The 20,782-nt window shown below is 70.5% G+C and carries 18 protein-coding genes; 12 read left to right on the top strand and 6 right to left on the bottom strand.

Annotated elements, in window-relative coordinates; translation table 11 throughout:
• Window positions 1-31 precede the first annotated feature (31 nt).
• Window positions 32-292: a hypothetical protein gene (locus BM43_RS08825; RefSeq protein ID WP_144417640.1), complete on the top strand. Its 261-nt coding sequence runs from the start codon at window positions 32-34 to the stop codon at window positions 290-292.
• A gap of 234 nt (window positions 293-526) precedes the next feature.
• Complete coding sequence (locus BM43_RS08820; RefSeq protein ID WP_013690694.1) at window positions 527-1,297, top strand: SDR family oxidoreductase; 771 nt, start codon at window positions 527-529, stop codon at window positions 1,295-1,297.
• Between the two features lie 29 nt (window positions 1,298-1,326).
• On the opposite strand, the gene BM43_RS08815 is transcribed toward BM43_RS08820, so the two are convergent.
• The 4 genes from BM43_RS08815 to BM43_RS08800 form a co-directional block, all read right to left on the bottom strand.
• Window positions 1,327-2,145: an ABC transporter ATP-binding protein gene (locus tag BM43_RS08815; RefSeq protein WP_036055840.1), complete on the bottom strand. Its 819-nt coding sequence runs from the start codon at window positions 2,143-2,145 to the stop codon at window positions 1,327-1,329.
• On the bottom strand, window positions 2,142-3,023 hold the full coding sequence (locus BM43_RS08810; protein ID WP_036033791.1) for an ABC transporter permease: 882 nt from the start codon (window positions 3,021-3,023) through the stop codon (window positions 2,142-2,144). Before BM43_RS08810 ends, BM43_RS08815 begins: the two co-directional genes overlap by 4 nt.
• Window positions 3,024-3,025: 2 nt before the next feature.
• A complete protein-coding gene (locus tag BM43_RS08805) occupies window positions 3,026-4,033 on the bottom strand; it encodes an aliphatic sulfonate ABC transporter substrate-binding protein (protein ID WP_042284980.1) in 1,008 nt (335 codons plus the stop codon).
• A gap of 157 nt (window positions 4,034-4,190) precedes the next feature.
• On the bottom strand, window positions 4,191-5,144 hold the full coding sequence (locus tag BM43_RS08800) for a LysR family transcriptional regulator (RefSeq protein ID WP_036055841.1): 954 nt from the start codon (window positions 5,142-5,144) through the stop codon (window positions 4,191-4,193).
• Between the two features lie 136 nt (window positions 5,145-5,280).
• Here BM43_RS08800 and BM43_RS08795 point away from each other — a divergent pair, with 136 nt between their 5' ends.
• The 3 genes from BM43_RS08795 to BM43_RS08785 all read left to right on the top strand — a co-directional run bounded on the left by BM43_RS08795 (window position 5,281) and on the right by BM43_RS08785 (window position 8,902).
• On the top strand, window positions 5,281-6,144 hold the full coding sequence (locus BM43_RS08795; RefSeq protein WP_036055842.1) for an amidohydrolase family protein: 864 nt from the start codon (window positions 5,281-5,283) through the stop codon (window positions 6,142-6,144).
• A gap of 210 nt (window positions 6,145-6,354) precedes the next feature.
• Window positions 6,355-7,656, top strand: a complete 1,302-nt coding sequence (locus tag BM43_RS08790) for a dicarboxylate/amino acid:cation symporter (RefSeq protein ID WP_042284977.1) — start codon at window positions 6,355-6,357, stop codon at window positions 7,654-7,656.
• A 154-nt stretch (window positions 7,657-7,810) separates the two neighbouring features.
• Window positions 7,811-8,902 (top strand): porin, encoded by a 1,092-nt coding sequence (locus BM43_RS08785; protein ID WP_036055843.1) that lies wholly within the window; start codon window positions 7,811-7,813, stop codon window positions 8,900-8,902.
• Between the two features lie 48 nt (window positions 8,903-8,950).
• On the opposite strand, the gene BM43_RS08780 is transcribed toward BM43_RS08785, so the two are convergent.
• Window positions 8,951-10,261, bottom strand: a complete 1,311-nt coding sequence (locus BM43_RS08780) for an LLM class flavin-dependent oxidoreductase (protein ID WP_036055844.1) — start codon at window positions 10,259-10,261, stop codon at window positions 8,951-8,953.
• Between the two features lie 10 nt (window positions 10,262-10,271).
• The gene (locus tag BM43_RS08775; RefSeq protein WP_013690686.1) at window positions 10,272-10,616 is read right to left on the bottom strand and encodes a DUF3088 domain-containing protein; all 345 of its coding nucleotides are present in this window, start codon (window positions 10,614-10,616) and stop codon (window positions 10,272-10,274) included.
• Between the two features lie 273 nt (window positions 10,617-10,889).
• On the opposite strand from BM43_RS08775, the gene BM43_RS08770 reads away from it, so the two are divergent.
• From BM43_RS08770 to BM43_RS38540, 7 genes are all read left to right on the top strand, one after another.
• Window positions 10,890-11,891 (top strand): succinylglutamate desuccinylase/aspartoacylase family protein, encoded by a 1,002-nt coding sequence (locus BM43_RS08770; protein WP_036055845.1) that lies wholly within the window; start codon window positions 10,890-10,892, stop codon window positions 11,889-11,891.
• 178 nt (window positions 11,892-12,069) lie between these two features.
• The gene (locus BM43_RS08765; RefSeq protein ID WP_036055846.1) at window positions 12,070-12,624 is read left to right on the top strand and encodes a GNAT family N-acetyltransferase; all 555 of its coding nucleotides are present in this window, start codon (window positions 12,070-12,072) and stop codon (window positions 12,622-12,624) included.
• Between the two features lie 59 nt (window positions 12,625-12,683).
• Window positions 12,684-13,634, top strand: a complete 951-nt coding sequence (locus tag BM43_RS08760; protein ID WP_036055847.1) for an ABC transporter substrate-binding protein — start codon at window positions 12,684-12,686, stop codon at window positions 13,632-13,634.
• A gap of 189 nt (window positions 13,635-13,823) precedes the next feature.
• Window positions 13,824-16,388: a TonB-dependent receptor plug domain-containing protein gene (locus BM43_RS08755; RefSeq protein ID WP_232484044.1), complete on the top strand. Its 2,565-nt coding sequence runs from the start codon at window positions 13,824-13,826 to the stop codon at window positions 16,386-16,388.
• Between the two features lie 136 nt (window positions 16,389-16,524).
• Window positions 16,525-17,526, top strand: a complete 1,002-nt coding sequence (locus BM43_RS08750) for an LLM class flavin-dependent oxidoreductase (RefSeq protein WP_036055849.1) — start codon at window positions 16,525-16,527, stop codon at window positions 17,524-17,526.
• A gap of 74 nt (window positions 17,527-17,600) precedes the next feature.
• Entirely contained in the window at window positions 17,601-18,935 is a 1,335-nt protein-coding gene (locus BM43_RS08745) for an LLM class flavin-dependent oxidoreductase (protein ID WP_036055850.1), read from the top strand.
• A gap of 19 nt (window positions 18,936-18,954) precedes the next feature.
• The gene (locus BM43_RS38540) at window positions 18,955-20,760 is read left to right on the top strand and encodes an amino acid ABC transporter permease/ATP-binding protein (protein WP_080742074.1); all 1,806 of its coding nucleotides are present in this window, start codon (window positions 18,955-18,957) and stop codon (window positions 20,758-20,760) included.
• The last annotated feature ends 22 nt before the right edge of the window (window positions 20,761-20,782 follow it).

The following is a 20,782-nucleotide window of genomic DNA, read 5'->3' as shown; positions in this document are numbered from 1 at the left end:
AAGTCTCGATCCATGCTTGAAGGAGCCGATGATGTCGAATTCGATCGGACTGGCGCCGCTCGCCCTGGTGGGGCGGCTGGCATCGCTGCTCGCGCCCGGCGCCGCGCGGGCCCGTCGCCTCGCTGTTTCCGCCGGCCCCACCGCAACCGGGGAAACCGGCGCCGACGGCCGCCACCTGGGCGCCGAATCGGAGCGTCTCGAACAGGTCACCGCCTATGCGCGCGGCGGTTATTTCCACGTGGTCTGCACCATGAGCCCGTTTCCCTTCGTCGACGAGATGAAGGTGCATTGAGGGCGCGTTTGCCTGATTCCCCGCTCGCCTGCCTCGCGCGGGCGACTTCCCCGGCGCCTGCCCAGGCCGCGCCATCGCGCCGCGCTAGCCGCTGAAACCTCGCCTAGCGCGGCGTCCCTCGCGTTTTCCGGTTTTCCGCTACGATCCTCGTATTCATTCGCATGAAAGGCCCGGGAATCGATCCGCCCGCCGGCCGTCGCGATCTCCCGTTCCTCTCATCCCCACGGAGTCCACATGGATCTCGGTATCAAGGGCCGCCTGGCACTCGTCACGGGTGCCTCGAAGGGCATCGGCATGGCCAGCGCCATGGCCTTGGCCAGGGAAGGCTGCCGCCTGCACCTGGTGTCGTCGAATCCCGAGCCGCTGGAGCGCGCCAGGCGCGACCTGGAAGCCGCCTGCGGGACGCCGGTCAAGGCCAGCGCGCTCGACCTGTCCGACGCGGATGCGCGCCGCGAACTGCTGGCCGAGGTCGGCCCGGTCGACATCCTGGTCAACAACGCCGGTGCGATTCCCGGCGGCGGCCTGGAGGCGATCGACGAGGCCGCCTGGCGCGCCAGTTGGGAGCTCAAGCTGTTCGGCTACATGGATTTCGCCAAGCTGGTGCTGCCGGAGATGATGGCGCGCGGCAGCGGCGTGATCGTCAACGTGATCGGCGCGGCCGGCGTCACGCCGCGCTACGACTACATCCTCGGCTCGACCGCCAATGCGGCCCTGGTGGCCTTCACCCAGGCGGTAGGCGCGCATTCGACGCGGCGTGGGGTGCGGGTGGTCGGCATCAACCCCGGGCCCTGCGCCACCGAGCGGCTCGAGAAGCTCTATCGCAGCCGCGCCGAAACGGCCTTCGGCGATGCCTCGCGCTGGCGCGAGCTGCTCGAGGCGCTGCCGTTCGGGCGGCCCTCGGAGCCCGAGGAGATGGCGGATCTGGTCAGCTTCCTCGCCTCCGAGCGCGCGTCCTACCTGAGCGGCGTGGTGATCGACGCGGACGGCGGGGCGAAGTACCGCTGAGGGCCATCGAGGCAGGCGCCACGCCCTCCCTAATCCCCGGCGTCGTGCAGCCGGTGGAACGCATCGAGCAGGCGCCCGCGCAGCGCCGCCAGACGCGCGTCGCGCCGGTCTCTCGGTCGCTCGATATCGACTTGCACCGCTTCGTCGATGCGACCCGGATCGGCGCCCAGCATCAGCACGCGATCGCCGAGGTAGAGCGCCTCGTCGAGATCGTGCGTGACCATGATCGCCGCCGTGCCATGGCGCTGTACCACGCCGAGCAGCAGGGTCTGCAGGCGCATGCGGGTGAGCGCGTCGACGGCGCTGAACGGCTCGTCGAGCAGCAGCAGTTCCGGCTCGCCGAACAGGCCGCGCGCGATCGCGGCGCGCTGCGCCATGCCGCCCGACAGCGCCGAGGGCAGCAGGGCGCCTTGCCCCGCCAGCCCGACCTCGGCCAGCAAGCGCTCGACCTCGGCCGCGCGGCCGTGGCGAGAGCCACGTGTGCCAAGAGAGCCACGAGAGCCGGCCGCGAAGCCAACGTTGTCGGCCACCGACAGCCAGGGCAGCAGGCGCGGCTCCTGGAAGATCACGCCGATGCGCGCCGAGGGGCCGTCGAGCGGCTGGCCATCCAGGCGCACGCCGCCGCGATAGTCGCCGTCGAGCCCGGCGACGATGCGCAACAGGGTGCTCTTGCCGCATCCGCTCGGCCCCACCAGGCAGACGATCTCGCCGCGCGCCACCTGCAGCGCGATATCGGCCAGCACGATGCGGCCGTCGTAGCGCTTGCGTTCGACGCGCAGGTCGAGCAGCGGGGTGTCGTCGCGAGCAGCTGCGGCGACGCGCTCGGGCAGCAGGTGGGTGGCGCTCATGCCGCCTCCTTGCGCCGGGCGCCGTCGAAGGCATCGCGCCAGCCCAGCCAGCGCCGCTCAATGCGGCGCATCGCGCCGTCGCTGAGCTTGCCGAGCAGGGCCAGCAGCAGGATCGCGCCGAACACCAGGTCGGGCCGCCCGGTCTCGCGCCCGTCGCTGAGCAGGAAGCCGAGCCCGCGCGTGGCCGCGATCAGCTCGGCGGCCACCATGAACATCCAGGCCAGGCTCAGGCCGGTGCGCAAGCCCGTGAAGATCTGCGGCAGCGCGGCCGGCAGCAGGATCCGGCGGAACAGCGCGAAGGCGCCGAGCCGATAGACCGCGCCCAGCTCGACCAGCTTGCGGTCCACGCCGCGAATCCCGGCCACCACCGCCAGATGCACGGGGAAGAAGGCGCCGATCGCGATCAGCGTGATCTTGGGCGCTTCGTCGATGCCGAGCCACAGCAGCAGCACCGGCACCCAGGCCAGCGAGGGGATCGCCCGCAGCGCCTGGAAGCTCGGCTCCAGCAGCGCGTCGATGCGCCGGCTCAGGCCCATCGCCGCGCCCACCGCCAGCGCCAGCCCCGCGCCGGCCGCGAAACCGGCCGCCACACGCAGCGTGCTCGCGCCGACATGGCGCATCAGGCGCGCCAGGCCCATTCGTTCGAGCGTGGCGAAGATCTCGCTCGGCGCCGGCACCAGGTGATCGGGCAGCCAGCCGGCGCGCACGGCCAGCTCGACCAGGCCGAGCAGCAGCACCGGCAGCGCCAGCCCGGCGAGACGCCAGGCGCGCAGCGCATCGCGGCGCGCGGGCGGGCGCGCCTCGGCATCCTCTCGCGGCTGCGAGTGCGCGGGCCCTGGCGCGGCCAGCGCGTCGTCGCGGGCGGCGAAGCGGGCCATGCTCAGCGCGAGGCGGCCAGCGGCCGCGCGAAGCTCGGGTCGATCAGCGCGTCCACCACCTTGGCCGGATCGACGCCGGGTTTCACCAGCTGCTCCTCGGTCAGCACCGGCGCGGCGGCCTTCAATGCAGCACGCTGGGTTTCGCCGGGCACCGGGTCGCTGAAGTCGTTGCGCTGCAACTGCAGCTTCGCCACCGGCAGCGAGACTTTCGATTCGTCGGCGACGATCCGCGCGGTCTCGTCAGGATGCGCGACGATCCACAGCCGCGCCTTCTCGTACACCTTCAGCACGCGCGTGACGGCCTGCGGATACTGGCTGGCGAAGGCCTCGCGCACGTTCAGGAAGCCATAGGTATTGAAGCCGACGTTGCGGTACAGCAGCTTCGCGCCGTCGTCCACCTGGGCCGCGGCCATGTGCGGATCGAGGCCGGCCCAGGCGTCCACCTGGCCGTTGGCGAGCGCGGTGCGGCCGTCGGGATGCTGGAGGTTGACCAGCTCCACGTCGTCGCGCGTCAGACCGACCGTGTGCAGCGCGCGCAGCGTGAACAGGAACGGGTCGGTGCCGCGCGTGGCCGCGATCTTCCTGCCCTTCAGGTCCGCCAGCGAGTGGATCGGCGAATCCTTGCGCACCACCAGGGCGGTCCATTCCGGCCGCGAGAACACGTAGACGGCGCGGATCGGGTTGCCGTTGGCGCGGCCCAGCACGGCGGCCAGGCCGGCGGTCGAGCCGAAATCGGCCGCGCCGCTGTTCAGGTATTCAAGCGCGCGATTGCTGCCCAGGCTCAGCAGCCAGCGGATCGCCACGTGGTCGGGCTTGAATTCGTCCTCGAGCCAGCCGAAATGGCGGATCACCAGGCTTTCGGGCGAGTAGTAGGCGTAGTCGACGCGGATCTCGGCGGGCGCGGCAGGGGCGGCCGCCGCGTTCTGCGAGGCGAGGGCGGCGACGCCGGCGGCGAGCGCGGCGATCGACAGGGCGGCGTGGCGCAGCACGCGCAGCCAGGACGGCTTCATCGGGTGGTCTCCGGGAGGGGCGGCGGGGCGCCGTGTCGTCTGGGAAACCTGGCAATTTACGCAGGACGCGGCGGCGCGCGAACCAAGAAATCGTCGCTAGGAAAGCAGGCGCGGCGATAAGCAGGAGGGGAAAGCGGCTTAGCCGGGCACCGGCTCGCTAGATCGCGTCGTAGCCCGCCCCCGGCGCGCTCGCGCCATACAGCGGCAGCACGTCGGCCTCGAGCATGGCGATCGCCTGCCGCGCCAGTTGCGGCAGCGGATGTCGCCGGCTGGTGGCGATCGCCAGCCGGCTGTACAGGGTCGGCTCGGTGATGCGGGTTAGCCGGAAGCGGCCGGTGCGCAGCTCGGCGGGAATCGCGTTGAGGGCCAGCACCGCGTGGCCGATCCCCTCGCTGACCAAATCGAGGATCGAGGCCACGCCGTCCACCTCGAGCTCGATGTTCAGGCGGATCCCCTGCTCGGCGGCGGCCGCCTCCACCATGTGGCGGATCGCGTGCATGCGGCCCGGGATCACCAGCGGGTAGCGCACGATCTCGCGCAGCGCGATGGTCTCGATGCGCTCCGCCTCGGCCTCGCCGCTGCCGTCGCCGTCACCGCCGCCGGGCCCGACCAGGAACAGCTCCTCGGTATGGATGGTGCGCTTGTCGATCGAGGGCGTGTCGAAGGTGTCGTAGAGCACGGCCACGTCGATGCGGCCCATCATCAGCCACTCGGTCAGGTAGGTCGACAGGCCCTGCGCGACCGACAGCGTGGCGCCCGGGAACGAGGCCCGGAAGCGCCGCACCAGCGCCAGCGTGCCGACCCGCGCGAAGCTGGGCGTGATGCCGATGCCGAAATGGCCGCCCGGCGTGCCGCGCAGCTCGTCGAGATCCTGCGAGGCGCGCTGCACCTGCTGCTGCAGGCCCTTGGCGTGGGCCAGCATGCGCTGGCCGGCCGGCGTCAGCGTCACGCCGCGGCCGTTGCGCTCCAGCAGGGTATGGCGCAGTTCCACCTCCAGTTGCCGCACCAGCCGGCTCAGCGCCGGCTGGTTGGTATTGAGCGTGTTGGCCGCGCGCGTGAAGCTGCCGAGTTCGGCGACGTGGACGAAGGCATCGAGTTGCTTGAGATCCATGGCTTTGGTATGTGAATTTCACATATCAGCTAGTTCGGTATGGCGATTGTAGTGGTCACACGGAAGCTAGACAATGCATCCCATTCCCGAATATTGCGAAACAGGCCGCCGCGAGCGGCCCCCCTTGAGACATTCCATGAAATCCTGCCTGCCTCCCGATCCGAACCCGATTCGTCCCTCGCAGGGCCTGCCCGCCGGCGCCTGGGACGCCCACTGCCACGTGTTCGGCCCCGGCGACGTGTTCCCGTATGCGCCCGATCGCAGCTACACGCCGCCCGACGCACCCTACGCGCGCCTGGTCGACCTGCATGACTTCCTGGGTCTCGAACGCGGCGTGATCGTGCAGGCGAGCTGCCACGGCACCGACAACACGGCGATGCTCGATGCGATCGCACGCAGCGAGGGGCGCTACAAGGGCGTGGCGATCGTCGACGGCGACATCACGGACCAGCAGTTGGCCGAGCTGGACGCGCGCGGCGTGCGCGGCGTGCGCTTCAACTTCGTGGCCCACCTGGGCGGCGCGCCCGACCTGGACGTGTTCGACCGCGTGCTGGAGCGCATCCAGCACCTGGGCTGGCACGTGGTGCTGCACCTCGACGCGCAGGACATCCTGACCTACGCCGACCGGATCGAGCGCATCGAGGTGCCCTTCGTGATCGACCACATGGGCCGCGTGCGCGCCGAGGCGGGGCTCGAGCAGCAGCCCTTCGCGGAGCTGCTGGCGCTGATGCGCAACCCGCTGGCCTGGGTCAAGGTCTGCGGCGCCGAGCGCGTCTCGGTGGGCCGCAAGCCCTTCGACGATGCGATTCCCTTCGCGCGCGCGCTGATCGAGGCGGCACCCGATCGCGTGCTGTGGGGTACCGACTGGCCGCATCCGAACATCAGCAAGGACATGCCGAACGACGGCGGCCTGGTCGACCTGCTGTTCCGCTTCTGCCCGGACGCGCAGTTGCGGCAGAAGCTGCTGGTCGACAATCCGAACCGCTTGTATGGCCGCTGAGTCCATGCCCCCAACACGGCCGCTGCATCGAGGCCATTGAATCGGGCCCGCCTCGGCCGGCCCGTTCGACGATTCGACCCGATTCACCCACCGCCGCGCCAGACGGCGGAGCCGTTCAGGAAGCCGGTGCCGAGGCACCGGCGACACCCACCAGGAGACATGCATGATCCGCTTCGACAGCGCCGCCGCCCGCGGCACCGGGGAGGCCTCGTGAACCAGAGCGCCGCCCTGACCCAGACCGCGCGCAGCCCGCGCAAGCCGTTCTACCGCGCACTGTATTTCCAGGTGTTCGCCGCCATCGTGCTGGGCGTGCTGCTGGGCCATTTCGCGCCCTCGCTGGCGGTCAAGATGAAGCCGCTCGGCGATGCCTTCATCAAGCTGATCAAGATGGTGATCGGACCGATCATCTTCTGCACCGTGGTGGCCGGCATCGCCGGCATGGGCGACATGAAGAAGGTGGGGCGCGTGGGCGGCAAGGCGCTGCTCTACTTCGAGGTGGTCTCGACGCTGTCGCTGGTGGTCGGCCTGATCGGCGGGCACCTGCTCAAGCCCGGTGCCGGCTTCAACCTCGATCCGGCCAGGCTCGACACCAAGGCGCTGGCCGACTACACCACGGCCGCGCATCACCAGAACACCGTCGACTTCCTGATGCACATCATTCCGGAGACGCTGGTGAGCGCCTTCACCACCGGCAACGTGCTGCAGATCCTGCTGATCTCGGTGCTGTTCGGCGCCGCGCTGGCCGCGCTCGGCGAACGCGGCCGGGCGCTGACCCAGCTGATCGACCAGGTCGCGCATACCTTCTTCGGGATCGTGCACATCATCATGAAGGTGGCCGCGATCGGCGCCTTCGGCTCGATGGCCTTCACCATCGGCACCTACGGGATCGGCGCGGTGCTGCCGCTGCTGAAGCTGATCGGCGCGTTCTACCTGACCCTGCTGGTGTTCGTCGTGGTGGTGCTCGGCGCGATCTCGCGCGCGCTCGGCTTCAGCATCCTGCGCTTCATGGGCTATATCCGCGAGGAGATCCTGATCGTGCTCGGCACCAGTTCCTCCGAGGCGGCGCTGCCGCAGATGCTGGAGAAGCTGGAGGCGCTGGGCTGCTCGAAATCGGTGGTCGGGCTGGTGGTGCCGGCCGGGTACTCGTTCAACCTCGACGGCACCAACATCTACCTGACCATGGCGGTGCTGTTCATCGCACAGGCCTTCAACGTCGAGCTGAGCCTGGTCCAGCAACTGACCCTGGTCGGGGTCGCGATGCTGACCTCGAAGGGCGCCAGCGGCGTGGCCGGCGCGGCCTTCGTGATGCTCACCTCCACCTTGCTGGTGTTCCCGCTGATCCCCGTCTCGGGCATGGTGCTGATCCTCGGCATCCATCGCTTCATGGGCACGGGCCTGGCGATCGTCAACACCATCGGCAACGGCGTCGCCACGCTGGCGGTGGCCGCCTGGGAGCGCGAACTCGATCGCGACAAGCTCGACGCGGTGATGTCGCGCCGCCGGGCGGGCTGATCCGCGGGCTTTGCTGCAGGGGCAGCGAAGCCTCGCCTCGCCTGGCCGGCCGAGCCGGCCGAACCCATAACAACCGAAGGGCCTGCTTCCGCCCGCGCTCCGCGCGGCGCGGCAGGGGCCGCTCGCACTCAAAAAAACACCTGGAGATACCGTCATGCATCGCACATCGCTCGCGCCCTGTCTGCCCAACGTGCTTCATCGCGCCATACTGTTCGGCATCCTGATCGCCGTGCTGTCGAGCCAGGCCCGCGCCGACGACCTCAACGCCTCCTCGGCCGCCGCGCTGGCCACCGCCTCGGGCTCGGTGCAGCTGTATGGCCTGATCGGCATGTACGTCGACACCTCCAAGCTCAGCACCTCGAAGGCCAGCACCGCGCAGGTGGGCGGCGGCGGCATGACCACCTCGTTCTGGGGCGTGCGCGGGCGCGAGGAGATCGGCGGCGGCAATGCCGTGGTGTTCTCGCTGGAGAGCTTCTTCCGGCCCAATACCGGGCAGATGGGACGCAACACCACCGACGGTTTCTTCTCGCGCAATGCCTATGTGGGCCTGGCTTCGGCGCATTACGGCACGTTCCGGATCGGCGAGCAGACCAACCCGACCTACATCAACCAGCAGCTGGTGAACCCGTTCGGCTCCTCGGTGGTGTTCTCGCCGCTGATCGTGCAGTCCTACACCAGCACCTACGACAACACCGAGATCGGCGACACCGTGTGGGACAACGCGCTCGAGTACGTCTCGCCGAACTACGGCGGGCTGACCGGCACGGTGATCTACGGCGTGAGCGGCACCGTCGGCCACCAGGGCAAGGACAACCTCGGCCTGCACCTGACCTATGCGAGCGGGCCGCTGACGGCGGTGTTCTCGGCGCAGCACGTGCGCACCGCGGCGGTGGCGCCGAGCGCGGGGCAGTACCTGTACCTGGCCGGCGCGGCCTACGACACCAAGTACGCGAAGTTCTACGCGGCGATGCAGACCACCAGCAACCACGGCGCGGAATCGGGCTCGCGTACCTACGAGCTGGGTACCACGGTGCGCATCACGCCCACCAACCTGATCCTGGCCGAGTGGGCGCGCACGCATCACAGCAAGCCGGCCAACGCGAGCGACATCCGCAACACGGCGAGCCTGGCCTATGAATACGTGCTGTCGCGGCGCACCTTCGTCTACGCGGTCTATTCCTACGACAAGCTCAGCGGCAACCCGACCGGCAACACGCTCGGGGTGGGCATGCAGCATACGTTCTGAGCACGCTTGCGCGCCGGGGCGGGTCCGGGCCGCGCCTTGCGTCGCGGCTCAGGCCGCCGGTCGCGCCAGCCCCAGGTGCTCGCGCAGCGTGCCGCCCTCGTACTCGGTGCGGAACAGCCCGCGCCTCTGCAGGATCGGCACCACTTCGTCGACGAAGTCCTGCAAGCCGCCCGGCAGCACGTCGGGCATGAGATTGAAGCCATCGGTCGCGCCGGCGCGGAACCAGCGCTCGATATCGTCGGCGATCTGCTCGGGCGTGCCCACGATCTCGCGATGCCCGCCGCCGCCGGCCAGCTCGCGCAGCAGTTCGCGCAGCGTGTAGCCGTGCTGCCGCGAGCGCGCGAGGATGGTGCGAAAGAAGGTGTGGTTGCCGTTGGCCGGCAGCGGCAGGTCTTCCGGCAGCGGCCGGTCGAGCGCGAGCCGCTCCGGCGCGACGCCGAGCCGGCCGGCCAGCCGCCGAAGGCTGTGCTCGGGCGGGATCAGGTCGATCAGCTCGCGATGCCGGCGCTTCGCCTCGGCCTCGGTGCCGCCGATGAAGGTGCCCAGGCCAGGGAAGATCCGGATCGCGTCCGCGCCGCGGCCCTGCGCCTCGGCGGCGTGCCTGAGGCCTTGCGCGTAGTCGAGCGCTTCCTCGAACGAAGCCGAGGCCGAGAATACCGCCTCGGCATGCCGCGCGGCCAGCGCGCGGCCGTCGTTCGAGCCGCCGGCCTGCACCAGCACCGGATGGCCTTGCGGCGAGCGCGGCTGGTTCAGCACGCCGTGCACCGCGAAGAACTCGCCCCGATGCTCGACCGCGCGCAGCTTGTCGAGGTCGACGAAGCGCCCGCTGGCGGCATCGGCCAGCAAGGCGTCATCGCCCCAGCTATTCCACAGCGCCTTGACGATCTCGGTGAACTCGGCCGCGCGGCGGTAGCGCGTGGCGTGGTCGGGCACCGCGTCGAGGCCGTAGTTGCGCGCCGATTGCAGGTCGGCGGTGGTGACGATGTTCCAGCCCGCGCGCCCGCCGCTCACCAGGTCCAGCGAGGCGAAGCGGCGCGCCAGGTTGTAGGGCTCGTTGTAGCTGGTGGAGGCGGTGGCGATCAGGCCCAGGTGGGTAGTGGCGCCGGCCACCGCGGTGAGTACCACGGTGGGTTCGAGCGCGGTGATCGGGCCGGTGGCCAGGCCGTCGAGGCTGACCGAATCGGCCAGGAAGATCGCGTCGAACTTGCCGGCCTCGGCGATGCGCGCGATGCGCAGGTAATGCTCGATCTCGACGAAGCCGCGCGGCGAATTCTCGGGCACGCGCCAGGAAGAGGGCGCGAAGCCCTGCAGCCAGGCGTTGACGTTCAGGTGCAGGCGGCGTGGTGGCGTGGCACTCATCGCGGGCGCGTCAATGGAGCTTGGGGAAGCCGTGCCGCTCGGCCAGCAAGGTCAGGATGCGCTTGGTATCCGTGACGTAATGCTTGTCGCCGAGTGCGACGGCGTCCTCGGGCAGCGGATGTTCGTCGCCGAGCACCAGCACCGGCAGGCCCTGGTGGGCCTCGTCCAGGGCCGCGATCACCTCGGGGCGCGGGCGCGGGAAGGGCAGGCGCTTCACGTCGAGCCGCGCCGCGCGATCGGGCGCGGCCGCCAGCAGTCCCTCGATCGGGATGCCGTAGGGGCAGACGAAACGTTCGCCGGGATGGGCGGGATCGGTGAAACCCGGTTCGAGCAACAGCAGAAGGTCGCGGCTCACGATGCAAGGTCCTGGTCGGTTGCTGAGGAGCCTTCGATTCTGCCGGCCCGCTGCCGAGGGGGCCACGAAGAAATCGAGCCAAGCATATGCGCGATCGCGCTAACCCGATGCGATCGCGCGACGATCGACGCGGCAGCGCCGGAGCGTGAGCGCGCCGGGCCGGCCCAACGCCCGGGCGACATATCGAAAGGCGAAAAAATTCGTTCCCGGCGGCGGCGCGGCTTGCTTAAGGTCGATGGCTGTCTTTCTCTCCACGCCCGCACGAGAACCGTCATGAGCACCATCACCAGCGAGATCGACCTCGACGCCGAGGGCCGGCAAGTCGGCTATCTGCGCGTGCCGCATTCGGTGCACCGCTCGGCCTACGGCTGGATTCCGGTGCCGATCGCCTCGCTGCGCCGCGGCGAGGGGCCGGTAGTGCTGTTGATGGCCGGCAATCACGGCGACGAATACGAGGGGCAGGTGCTGGTGTCGAGCCTGATCCGCGAGATCGACCCGGCCTGGTTGCGCGGGCAACTGATCCTGCTGCCGATGGCGAATTTCCCGGCTGCCGAGGCGGGGCTGCGCACCTCGCCGCTGGACGGCGGCAACCTGAACCGCAGCTTTCCGGGCGACGCGCGCGGCGGCCCGACCGCGGCGATCGCCGAGTACCTGGAGCGCGATCTGTTCGCGCGCGCCGATTACCTGGTCGACCTGCATTCGGGCGGCAGCTCGCTGCGCTACGACGGCGGCAACATGCTGGCGATCGAGCCGCGCGACGCTGGGGAGCACACGCGCCTGCGCGGGCTGCTGAATGCCTTCGGCCTGCCGCGCGCCTTCCTGCATCGCGAGAACCCGGTGCTCAGCTCGGGCGCGGCGCGCCGGCAGGGCGCGATCGCGATCACCACCGAGCTGGGCGGCGGCGGCGAGCTGCGCCCGGCGCTGCTGCGCGAGGGCCGGCTCGGGCTGCTGCGGCTGCTGGCCCATGTCGGGCTGCTGCACGGCCCGCTGGTGCCCGCCGAGGCGCCGCGCGCGCCGCCGCGCTTCTATCGCGTGACGGGCGGCGAGCAATACCTCTACGCGCACGATGCCGGCCTGTTCGAGCCGCTGGTCGAGCTCGGCGCGACGGTGGCGGCCGGCGACGCGGCCGCGCGCATTCACTTCCCCGACACGCCGCTGCGCGAGCCGGTGCTGTTGCGCTTCGCCGCCGCCGGCGAGCTGGTGTGCCGCCGCGTGCCGGCCGCCGTCCGGCGCGGCGACTGCCTGTTCCATCTGGCGTCGCCGCTCGACGCCTGAGCGGCGCCGCCGCCGGCCCGGCGGAGGGCCTCGCGCATCGCGCCGATCCGTGCTGCGCATAGCGGTTCGCGCGGGCATAAGGATCTGCCGAATGCTTGGTTAGTGGCAGGCCCGGGCGCTGCTATCTTGGCTTGCGTGCCGCGTGCCGGCAGGCATCGATCTCGATTCCCGGACCACCATGCTCCTCACCTACGACGTCGTCGACACCTCGCCCCTCGATCCGCTGGCCGAGCCGCTGCTCGGCGGGCTCGCCGCCGAATACGCGACGCGCTACCGCGAGTTCCGGCCGGGCGGGGTGGAGCAGGCGCGCCACGAGATCGATACCTACCCGGCCGAGCATTTCGCGCCGCCCTCGGGCGCCTTCGTGCTGCTGCTGCACGAGGGCGAGGCGGTGGGCGGCGGCGCATTCCAGCGTTACGACGCGATCACGGCCGAGCTCAAGCGCATCTGGACCCACGATGCCTGGCGCCGCCGCGGCGTCGCGCGCCAGGTGCTCGACGCGCTGGAGGCGAGGGCGCGCCGGCAGGGTTATCGGCGTCTCTACCTGACCACCGGCTACCGCCAACCGGAAGCCGTGGGCCTGTACCTGGCGGCCGGCTACGCGCCGCTCTACGACCCGGCGATCCCGGTCGAGGTGCATTGGCGCCTGCCCTTCGGCAAGGACCTGCTGGAGAGCGCGCGCAGCGACACGCTGGCCGACCTGCGGCGCCCCGGGCCGCTCGGACGGCGCTGAGCCCGAGCGGGCTGGCCGAGCCTGCTTTCTCCCCACGATACCAACCAGGACAAGACACGATGAACCAAGGCAGCACATTCCGAGCGACGATGGCGGGCCTGCTGGTGAGCGCCTTTGCATGGCTGGCGGTGCCGGCACAGGCCGCGACCCCGACCGCGGCCCTGAACCTGAGCCCCGACCAGCACGACCGCGTGCGGACCACCGCCGATCGCGCCGCGATCGCGGCGATCCCGGCCAGCTTCCCCTTCGTCACCAAGGGCGAGCTGACCGTCGGCCTGGCCCCCTCGTCGCCGCCGCTCGACACCTATGCTTCCGACGCGAAGACCCTGGTGGGCTACGATCCCGACCTCGCCCAGCTGGTGGCCGACGGCCTGGGCCTCAAGCTGAAGCTGGTGCCGCTGGCCTGGGCCGACTGGCCGCTGGCGGTGGCATCGGGCAAGGTCGACGCGGTGCTGTCGAACGTGACCGTCACCGAGGAGCGCAAGGAGAAGTTCGACTTCTCGACCTATCGTCGCGACGTGCTCGGCTTCTACGTGCCGAACGGCAGCCGGATCCAGGCGATCCGCGATCGCCGCGACGTGGCGGGGCTGCGCATCATCACCGATTCGGGCACCAACCAGGAAAAGATCCTGCTGGCCTGGGACAAGCAGAACGTCGCGCAGGGGCTCAAGCCGGTGCAGGTGATCTACTTCGACGACGTGGCCGCACGCTATCTCGGCCTGGTAGCGGGGCGCGCCGACGCGATCTTCAGCGTCAACGCCACGCTCGCCTACCAGCAGTCGCGCACGCACGATATCCGCGCGGTCGGCACCGTCAGCGGCGGCTGGCCGCTCACGGCCGAGGTGGCCGTCACCACCCGCAAGGGCAGCGGGCTGGCCGCGCCGATCACGCTGCTGCTCAACGACCTGATCAAGAACGGCAAGTACCGCCAGGTGCTGGAGCGCTGGAACCTCGGTGCCGAGGCGATCGACGCCGCGCGCACCAACCCGCCAGGTCTGCCGAAGAGCTGACCCGAAGCCCGGCCGGCCCGTCCGGGCTCGGCCGATTCACTTAGTCATGCGAAGCAGGAAGGCCGTCGCGACGACGACGGCCGACCTCGTCGCGCGTGCCCGCGAGGCGCGCGCGCGACCACGCTCGTCTCGTACACGGGATAGTCGATGCAGTCAGAACAAAGGGAACACAGGGCAAGCGCGCGCGGCATGGCCGTCGCGCCTTGGCGATGGGCGACGGCTGGCGCGCTGGCGCTGGCCTGCGGTTCGGCCTGGGCACAGGCCGCCGCGCCGGCGACGAACGATGCGGGCACGAGCCATGGTCCGCAGGGACAGGCGAGGCCAGTCGGCTCGCCGCTCGCGCCGGCCGTGCCTGCCGCGCACGCGACGCCCGACGCTGGCGTGACGCCCGCGGCAAGCGGAGCAACGGCGGGAGCGACGGCGGGAGCGACGGCGGGAGCGACGGCAGGCACGGCAACCGGCGCGCCCGTCACGGTGCGCCAGGACGCCGTGGTGGTGACCGGCGCGCGCACGCAAACCCGCGCCAGCCAGAGCCTCACGCCGGTCGACGTGATCGGCGGCGCGCAACTGCAGCAGACCGGCGCGGCCAACCTGCGCGACGCGCTGGTGCGGCTCTCGCCCTCGATCACGCGCGAGTCCTATGCGGGCGACACGGCGGTGCTGACCGACGTGCTGTCGATGCACGGCCTCACGCCCGACCACGTGCTGGTGCTGGTGAACGGCAAGCGCCGCCACACAACGGCCAATATCTCGCTGGATGGCGGCCTGAACCAGGGTTCCACCGGCGTCGACATCTCCACCATCCCGGTGGCGCTGATCGACCATATCGAGATCCTGCGCGACGGCGCGGCCGCGCAATACGGCTCGGATGCGATCGCAGGCGTGATCAACATCATCCTGCGACGCAACTCGCGCGGCGGCTCGGTCGAGTCGAGCAACGGCCAGACCTATGCTGGCGATGGCTTCCGCAACAACGAATCGGCCGTGGCGGGCTTCAACCTGGGCGGCAACGGCTTCCTCGACCTGGCCGCCGATTTCTCGCGGCAGAACCACACGGTGCGCACCGGACCCGACGACTATTTCGGCCGCTTCGCGCCGGGGCAGGGCTACGCCAACCCGATCGAGGGCGACCCGGCCAGCACCCGGACCTCGGTGGGCTTCAATGCCGGCTATCACCTCGGCGATTCGGTCGAGCTGTACGGCTTCGGCACCTACGCGCACCGGCGCGGCGAGGCCTACCAGAACTTCCGTCCCGGCACGGTGCTGCCGGCCGTCTACCCGAACGGCTTCTCGCCGGTCGAGACCGTCAACGAGAACGACTTCTCGGTCACCGCCGGCATCAAGGGCGAGAACCTGTTCGGCTTCAGCTGGGATCTCAACTCGACCTACGGCGGCAACTACGAATCCTTCGGCCTGCTCGATTCCGCCAACACGGGCCTGTACAGCGCGCAGGGCAATACGCCCACCAGCTTCCACCTGTCGACGGTCAGCAGCACCCAGCTGACCAACAACCTCGACCTGTCGCGCGCCTTGCGCCTGCCGCTGCTGCCGGCGCCGCTGTCGGTGTCCTTCGGCCTGGAGCAGCGCCACGAGACCTACAGCGTCTCGCCCGGCGACGAGGCTTCCTACCTGCTGGGCGGCGCGCAGGCGCTGCCGGGGCTGGCGCCGGTCAGCGCGAGCCGTTCCTCGCGCGACGTGCTCGGCACCTACGTGGATCTTTCGACCTTGATCACGCCGCGCTGGAAGATCGACCTGGCCGGCCGTTTCGAGCACTACAGCGACGTGGGCGACACCGCCAACGGCAAGCTCGCCACGCGCTACCAGTTCTCGCCGGCGCTGGCTGTGCGCGGCAGCGTCAGCACCGGCTTTCGCGCGCCCTCGCTGGCCGAGGAGAACTACACCAACGTCAACGTCTCGCCGGCCTCGGCCAACGGGCTGCTGGCCGCCAATTCGGGCGCGGCCCGGCTGATCGGCGCGCAGCCGCTGAAGTCGGAGAAATCCACCAACTTCAACCTCGGCCTGGTGCTGACGCCCACCCGCGACCTGAACCTGGCGATCGACGCCTACCAGATCGACATCCGCGACCGCATCGTGGAGGGCGGTACCGCCTCGGGCACGGCCGCCATCGCCGCGCTGCAGGCAGCCGGCCTGTCGGTGCCGGGCAGCGTGCCGGCCTCGTCCGTCTCGGCCAGCTACTTCACCAACGGCGCCGACACGCGCACCCGCGGCCTCGACCTGACGGGCACCTGGCATACCGGCTTCGGCGCCTACGGCCAGGTGGACTGGGATCTCGGCGTGAACTTCAACACCACCTCGGTGACGCGCGCCGGCACCACCGCCAGCGGCGCGCCGCAGCTCAACGCGCAGCAGATCGCCTGGCTCACCACCTCCACGCCGAAGAACCGCGTGATCGTCGGCGGCACCTGGCATCGCGACAAGTGGGCCGTGACGATCCACGAGACGCGCTTCGGCCCCACCACCAGCGAGGAAACCTACATCGTCGGCCCGAATGCCTTCTCGACCACGCAGTTCCTGCGCTTCCGGAACGCCGCGAAATACACCACCGATATCGAGGTCCGCTACGACCTCACGAAGCGGTTCCAGGTCGCGCTGGGCGCCATCAACCTGTTCGACGCGAAGCCTTCCGAGCTGCCCTACGAGGCGCAGTTGGAAGGGATCCGCTACGACTCGGCGGCGGCCACCATCGGCGCGAACGGCGGTTTCTACTACGCGCGCCTGCGTTACGCGTTCTGAGCTTTTCGTCATATGCATCGCAGGAATTGCTCGAACGGCGCGCCGCGCGACTGACCATAATCGATGGATGCCACGCCGATGTCAGGCGACATCCAAACTTCCCGCCGGGCCCGCTCCCGGATTGGAATCCGCAATCATGAGCTATACCGTTTCGCTTCTCGACAAGAGCCCGATCCCCGAGGGCGGCACCGCGGCCGAGGCCCTGCAGGCCACGCTGCGCCTGGCGCGGCGCGCCGAGGCGCTCGGCTACCGGCGCTTCTGGGTGGCCGAGCACCATGGCTCGCCCGCGCTGGCCAGCTCGGCGCCCGAGGTGCTGATCGCGCACCTGCTGGCCGTCACCTCGTCGATCCGCATCGGCTCGGGCGGCGTGATGCTGCAGCACTACAGCCCCTTCAAGGTGGCCGAGACCTTCCGGCTGCTGGCCGCGCTGGCGCCGGGGCGCGTCGATCTCGGCATCGGCAAGGCGCCGGGCGGGCTGCCGGCCACCACGCGCGCGCTGCAGGCCCGGCACGATCGCGCGACGCGCACGTCGTTCGATGCGCTGTTCGCCGAGCTCGACGGTTTCGTGAGCAAGGGCGCGAGCGAGGATCCCGCGCTGGCCGGCGCGCAAGCCTTCCCGCAGCCTGGCGAGGCGCCGCAGCGCGTGCTGCTGGGCGGCAGCCCGTCGAGCGCGACGCTGGCGGCGCGCCACGGCTGGCAGTTCTGCTATGCCGGCCACTTCAACGGCGACGTGGCGAACATCGAGCGCTCGATCGAGGCCTATCGCCAGGCCAGCGGCCGCGCGCCCTTGCTGGCGCTCTACGCCTACGCGGCCGAATCGGGCGAGGCGGCACGCGCCGCGCTGGGCGCGCTGCGCATCGTCAAGCTGCACCTGCCCGACGGGCAGGCCGTGAACCTGCCCAACGAGGCGGCGGCCGCCGCCTATGCGGCGCAGGTGGGCGCCAGCGACTACCGGCTCGAGGAACTGCGCCCGCACGCGGCGGCCGGCACCGGCGAGGAGATCCGCGCCGAACTCGACGCGCTGCACCGGCGCTTCGGCATCGAGGAGTTCGTGATCGACACGCCGGTGGCCGAACACGCCAAGCGCCTGGCCTCGATCGAGGCGATCGCCGGCGCGCTGGACGCGGTGCCGGCCTGAGCGGGAAAAAACCGGGCGTCGCGCGAGCGGCGCCTTCCACCTTGTGCTTCGTTTAACTGATTGCGGATCCCGACATGACCCGGAAAAACCTCAGCTTCGGCATCATGCTGCATGGCGCGGGCGGCCATATGAACGCCTGGCGGCACCCGTCCGGCCCGGCCGACGCGAGCGTCAACTTCGGCTTCCTCACGCGCATCGCGCGCGAGGCGGAAGCCAACGGCATCGCCTTCGCCTTCGTGGCCGACGGCCTCTATATCAACGAGCGCTCGATCCCGCACTTCCTGAACCGCTTCGAGCCGATCTCGGTGCTGTCCGCGCTGGCGGTAGCCACCACCAAGCTGGGCCTGGCCGGCACGCTGTCGACCTCGTACAGCCACCCGTTCACGGTGGCGCGGCAGTTCGCGTCGCTCGACCTGCTGAGCGGCGGGCGCGCCGGCTGGAACGTGGTGACCTCGCCGCTGGAAGGCTCGGCGAAGAACTACGGCGGGCAGCATCCCGATCACGCGCTGCGCTACGAGATCGCCGACGAGTACCTGGAGGTGGTGCAGGGCCTGTGGGATAGCTGGGACGACGACGCCTTCGTGCGCGAGCGTGCCAGCGGCCGCTTCTTCGATCGCGACAAGCTGCACACGCTCGACCACAAGGGGCGCTTCTTCGAGGTGGCGGGGCCGCTGAACATCCAGCGCTCGCCGCAGGGGCAGCCGGTGATCTTCCAGGCCGGCTCGTCGGATGCCGGCATCGACCTGGCCGGCAAGTACGCCGACGCGGTGTTCACGCATTCGCCCTCGCTGGAGGAAACCCGCGAATTCGCCGAGCGCGTGCGCGCCAGTGCCGTCCGGCACGGCCGCGCGGCCGGCGACGTGAAGCTCTACCCGGGTATCGGGCCGATCGTCGGCGCCACCCGCGAGGAGGCCGAGGCCAAGCATCGCGCGATCCGCGAGCTGGTCAGCATCGACGAGGCGCTGGCCTACCTGGGCCGTTTCTTCGACCATCACGACTTCCGCCAGTACCCGCTCGACGCGCCGTTCCCCGAGCTCGGCGAGATCGGCCGCAACAGCTTCCGCTCCACCACCGACCGCATCAAGGCCGAGGCCAAGGCCAGCGGCGCGACGCTGCGCCAGGTGGCGCTCGACGTGACCACGCCGAAGGCGCAGTTCCTCGGCACCGGCGAGAGCATCGCCGAGGAACTGATACGCTGGTTCGACGCCGGCGCGGCCGATGGCTTCATCCTCGGCTTCCCGGTGCAGGCCGAAGGCTTCGACGACTTCGTGCGCCACGTGATTCCGGCGCTGGAAGCGCGCGGGCGCTACCAGCGCGAGCTGACCGGGCAGACCTTGCGCGACCATCTCGGCCTGCCACGCCGCGAGAGCCGGCACGCCCGCCAGGCCGCCGAACACGCCGCCGCCTGAGCCCGAAGGAGTCCAGACCATGAACGACAGCTCCCGGAACATCGCGGCTCTCCCGCTCGGCGCGGGTACCCTCGGCGAGGCGGGCGGGCCCGACGACTACCGGCACCTGCGCATCGTGCCGAACCGGCGCCTGGGGCGCATCGCCGGCAGCGTGCTGGCGCTCGCGCTGCTCGCGCTGGTGCTCGACTCGGTGCTCGGCAATCCGCGCTGGGAATGGGGCGTGTTCGCGCAGTGGTTCTTCGCGCCGCCGGTGCTCGACGGCCTCGTCAAGACCCTGGTGCTGACCCTGGTGGGCGGCACGGCCGGCTTCGCGCTGGCGCTGCCGGTGGCGCTGGCGCGCCTGTCCGCCTCGCCCTTGCTGCGCGCGCTGGCCTGGGGCTACATCTGGCTGTTCCGCTCGATCCCGCTGATCGTGCTGCTGCTCCTGCTGAACAACCTCGGCTATCTCTACGAGACGGTGCATATCGCCATGCCCTTCACCGGGCATGTGCTGCTCGATGCGCCCACCACCGGGCTCGTCACGCCCTTCATGGCGGCCGCGATCGGCCTCACGCTGAGCCAGGCCGCGTTCTCGGCCGAGGCGATCCGCGGCGGGCTGCTGTCGGTCGACCACGGCCAGCGCGAGGCCGCCGCGGCGCTGGGCCTGCCGCGCGGCCGGCAGATCCGCCGCATCATCCTGCCCCAGGCGATGCGCAGCATCCTGCCCGCGGCCTTCAACGACCTGGTCGGCCTGGCCAAGAGCACCTCGGTGGTCTACATCCTCGCCATGCCGGACCTGTTCTATACCGTGCAGATCATCTACCACCGCAATCTGGAGGTGATTCCGCTGCTGATGGTGGCCACCGTCTGGTACCTGGTGATCCTCACCGGCTTGTCGGCCCTGCAGGGGCTGGTGGAGCGGCATTTCTCGCGCGGCGCGACGCGCGAGGGCGTGGCGCCGTCGCGGCTCGCGGCCATGCTGCGGGGGCTGCTTGCCGGGGCGCGCCGTGCCGGCCGTGCGCGCGACATCGCCACGGCGCAAGCCGGTGTCGATGCCGCGTCGGTCGCGAGCTGGGCCGAACGCCGCGCGGGCGGCGCGGTGCGCATCCACCAGGTGTCCAAGCGCTACGGCTCGAATACCGTGCTCGATCGCCTGTCGCTGAGCGTGGCGCCGGGCAGCGTGACGGTGATCCTCGGCCAGTCGGGCTCGGGCAAGTCCACCCTGCTGCGCTCGATCAACCACTTCGAGCGCGTCGACGACGGCTTCATCGAGATCGACGGCGAGCTGGTCGGCTATCGTCGCGATGGCGACACGCTGCGCGAGTTGCGGGAAGGCGAGATCCTGCGCCGACGCGGCAGCGTCGGCATGGTGTTCCAGGGCTTCCATCTGTTTCCACACCTGAACGTGCTGGACAACCTCGTGGAAGCGCCGCTGGCGGCCGGCGTGCCGCGCGAGCGCGCCGAACGCGAGGCGCGCGCGCTGCTGGCGCGCGTCGGGTTGGCCGACAAGGCCGAGGCCTGGCCCCGCCAGCTCTCGGGCGGCCAGCAGCAGCGCGTGGCGATCGCGCGGGCGCTGGCGCTCAAGCCCAAGGTGCTGCTGTTCGACGAGCCCACCTCGGCGCTCGATCCCGAACTGGTCAAGGAGGTGCTCGACGTGATCCGCCAACTGGCGAACTCGGGCACCACGCTCTTGATCGTCACGCACGAGATCGGCTTCGCGCGCGAGGTGGCCGACACCATCGTGTTCATGGACGGCGGCCGCGTGCTCGAATCGGGGCCGCCCTCGCGCGTGCTGGTCGAGCCGGCCCATCCGCGCACGCGCGATTTCCTGTCGAAGGTGCTGTGATGCCTCGGCGAAGAGGGGGCTT

It is taken from the genome of Burkholderia gladioli, from assembly GCF_000959725.1.
GTDB lineage: Bacteria > Pseudomonadota > Gammaproteobacteria > Burkholderiales > Burkholderiaceae > Burkholderia > Burkholderia gladioli.
The sequence above is the reverse complement of the archived record's forward strand: the minus strand, read 5'-3'. Positions and strand labels throughout refer to the sequence as shown.

What these genes read in the sequence shown, in the direction of transcription:
- BM43_RS08825 (WP_144417640.1), top strand. Translation starts at nt 32, where the DNA reads ATGTCGAATTCGATCGGACTGGCGCCGCTCGCCCTGGTGGGGCGGCTG.
- BM43_RS08820 (WP_013690694.1), top strand. Translation starts at nt 527, where the DNA reads ATGGATCTCGGTATCAAGGGCCGCCTGGCACTCGTCACGGGTGCCTCG.
- BM43_RS08815 (WP_036055840.1), bottom strand. Translation starts at nt 2,145, where the DNA reads ATGAGCGCCACCCACCTGCTGCCCGAGCGCGTCGCCGCAGCTGCTCGC.
- BM43_RS08810 (WP_036033791.1), bottom strand. Translation starts at nt 3,023, where the DNA reads ATGGCCCGCTTCGCCGCCCGCGACGACGCGCTGGCCGCGCCAGGGCCC.
- BM43_RS08805 (WP_042284980.1), bottom strand. Translation starts at nt 4,033, where the DNA reads ATGAAGCCGTCCTGGCTGCGCGTGCTGCGCCACGCCGCCCTGTCGATC.
- BM43_RS08800 (WP_036055841.1), bottom strand. Translation starts at nt 5,144, where the DNA reads ATGGATCTCAAGCAACTCGATGCCTTCGTCCACGTCGCCGAACTCGGC.
- BM43_RS08795 (WP_036055842.1), top strand. Translation starts at nt 5,281, where the DNA reads ATGAAATCCTGCCTGCCTCCCGATCCGAACCCGATTCGTCCCTCGCAG.
- BM43_RS08785 (WP_036055843.1), top strand. Translation starts at nt 7,811, where the DNA reads ATGCATCGCACATCGCTCGCGCCCTGTCTGCCCAACGTGCTTCATCGC.
- BM43_RS08780 (WP_036055844.1), bottom strand. Translation starts at nt 10,261, where the DNA reads ATGAGTGCCACGCCACCACGCCGCCTGCACCTGAACGTCAACGCCTGG.
- BM43_RS08770 (WP_036055845.1), top strand. Translation starts at nt 10,890, where the DNA reads ATGAGCACCATCACCAGCGAGATCGACCTCGACGCCGAGGGCCGGCAA.
- BM43_RS08765 (WP_036055846.1), top strand. Translation starts at nt 12,070, where the DNA reads ATGCTCCTCACCTACGACGTCGTCGACACCTCGCCCCTCGATCCGCTG.
- BM43_RS08760 (WP_036055847.1), top strand. Translation starts at nt 12,684, where the DNA reads ATGAACCAAGGCAGCACATTCCGAGCGACGATGGCGGGCCTGCTGGTG.
- BM43_RS08755 (WP_232484044.1), top strand. Translation starts at nt 13,824, where the DNA reads ATGGCCGTCGCGCCTTGGCGATGGGCGACGGCTGGCGCGCTGGCGCTG.
- BM43_RS08750 (WP_036055849.1), top strand. Translation starts at nt 16,525, where the DNA reads ATGAGCTATACCGTTTCGCTTCTCGACAAGAGCCCGATCCCCGAGGGC.
- BM43_RS08745 (WP_036055850.1), top strand. Translation starts at nt 17,601, where the DNA reads ATGACCCGGAAAAACCTCAGCTTCGGCATCATGCTGCATGGCGCGGGC.
- BM43_RS38540 (WP_080742074.1), top strand. Translation starts at nt 18,955, where the DNA reads ATGAACGACAGCTCCCGGAACATCGCGGCTCTCCCGCTCGGCGCGGGT.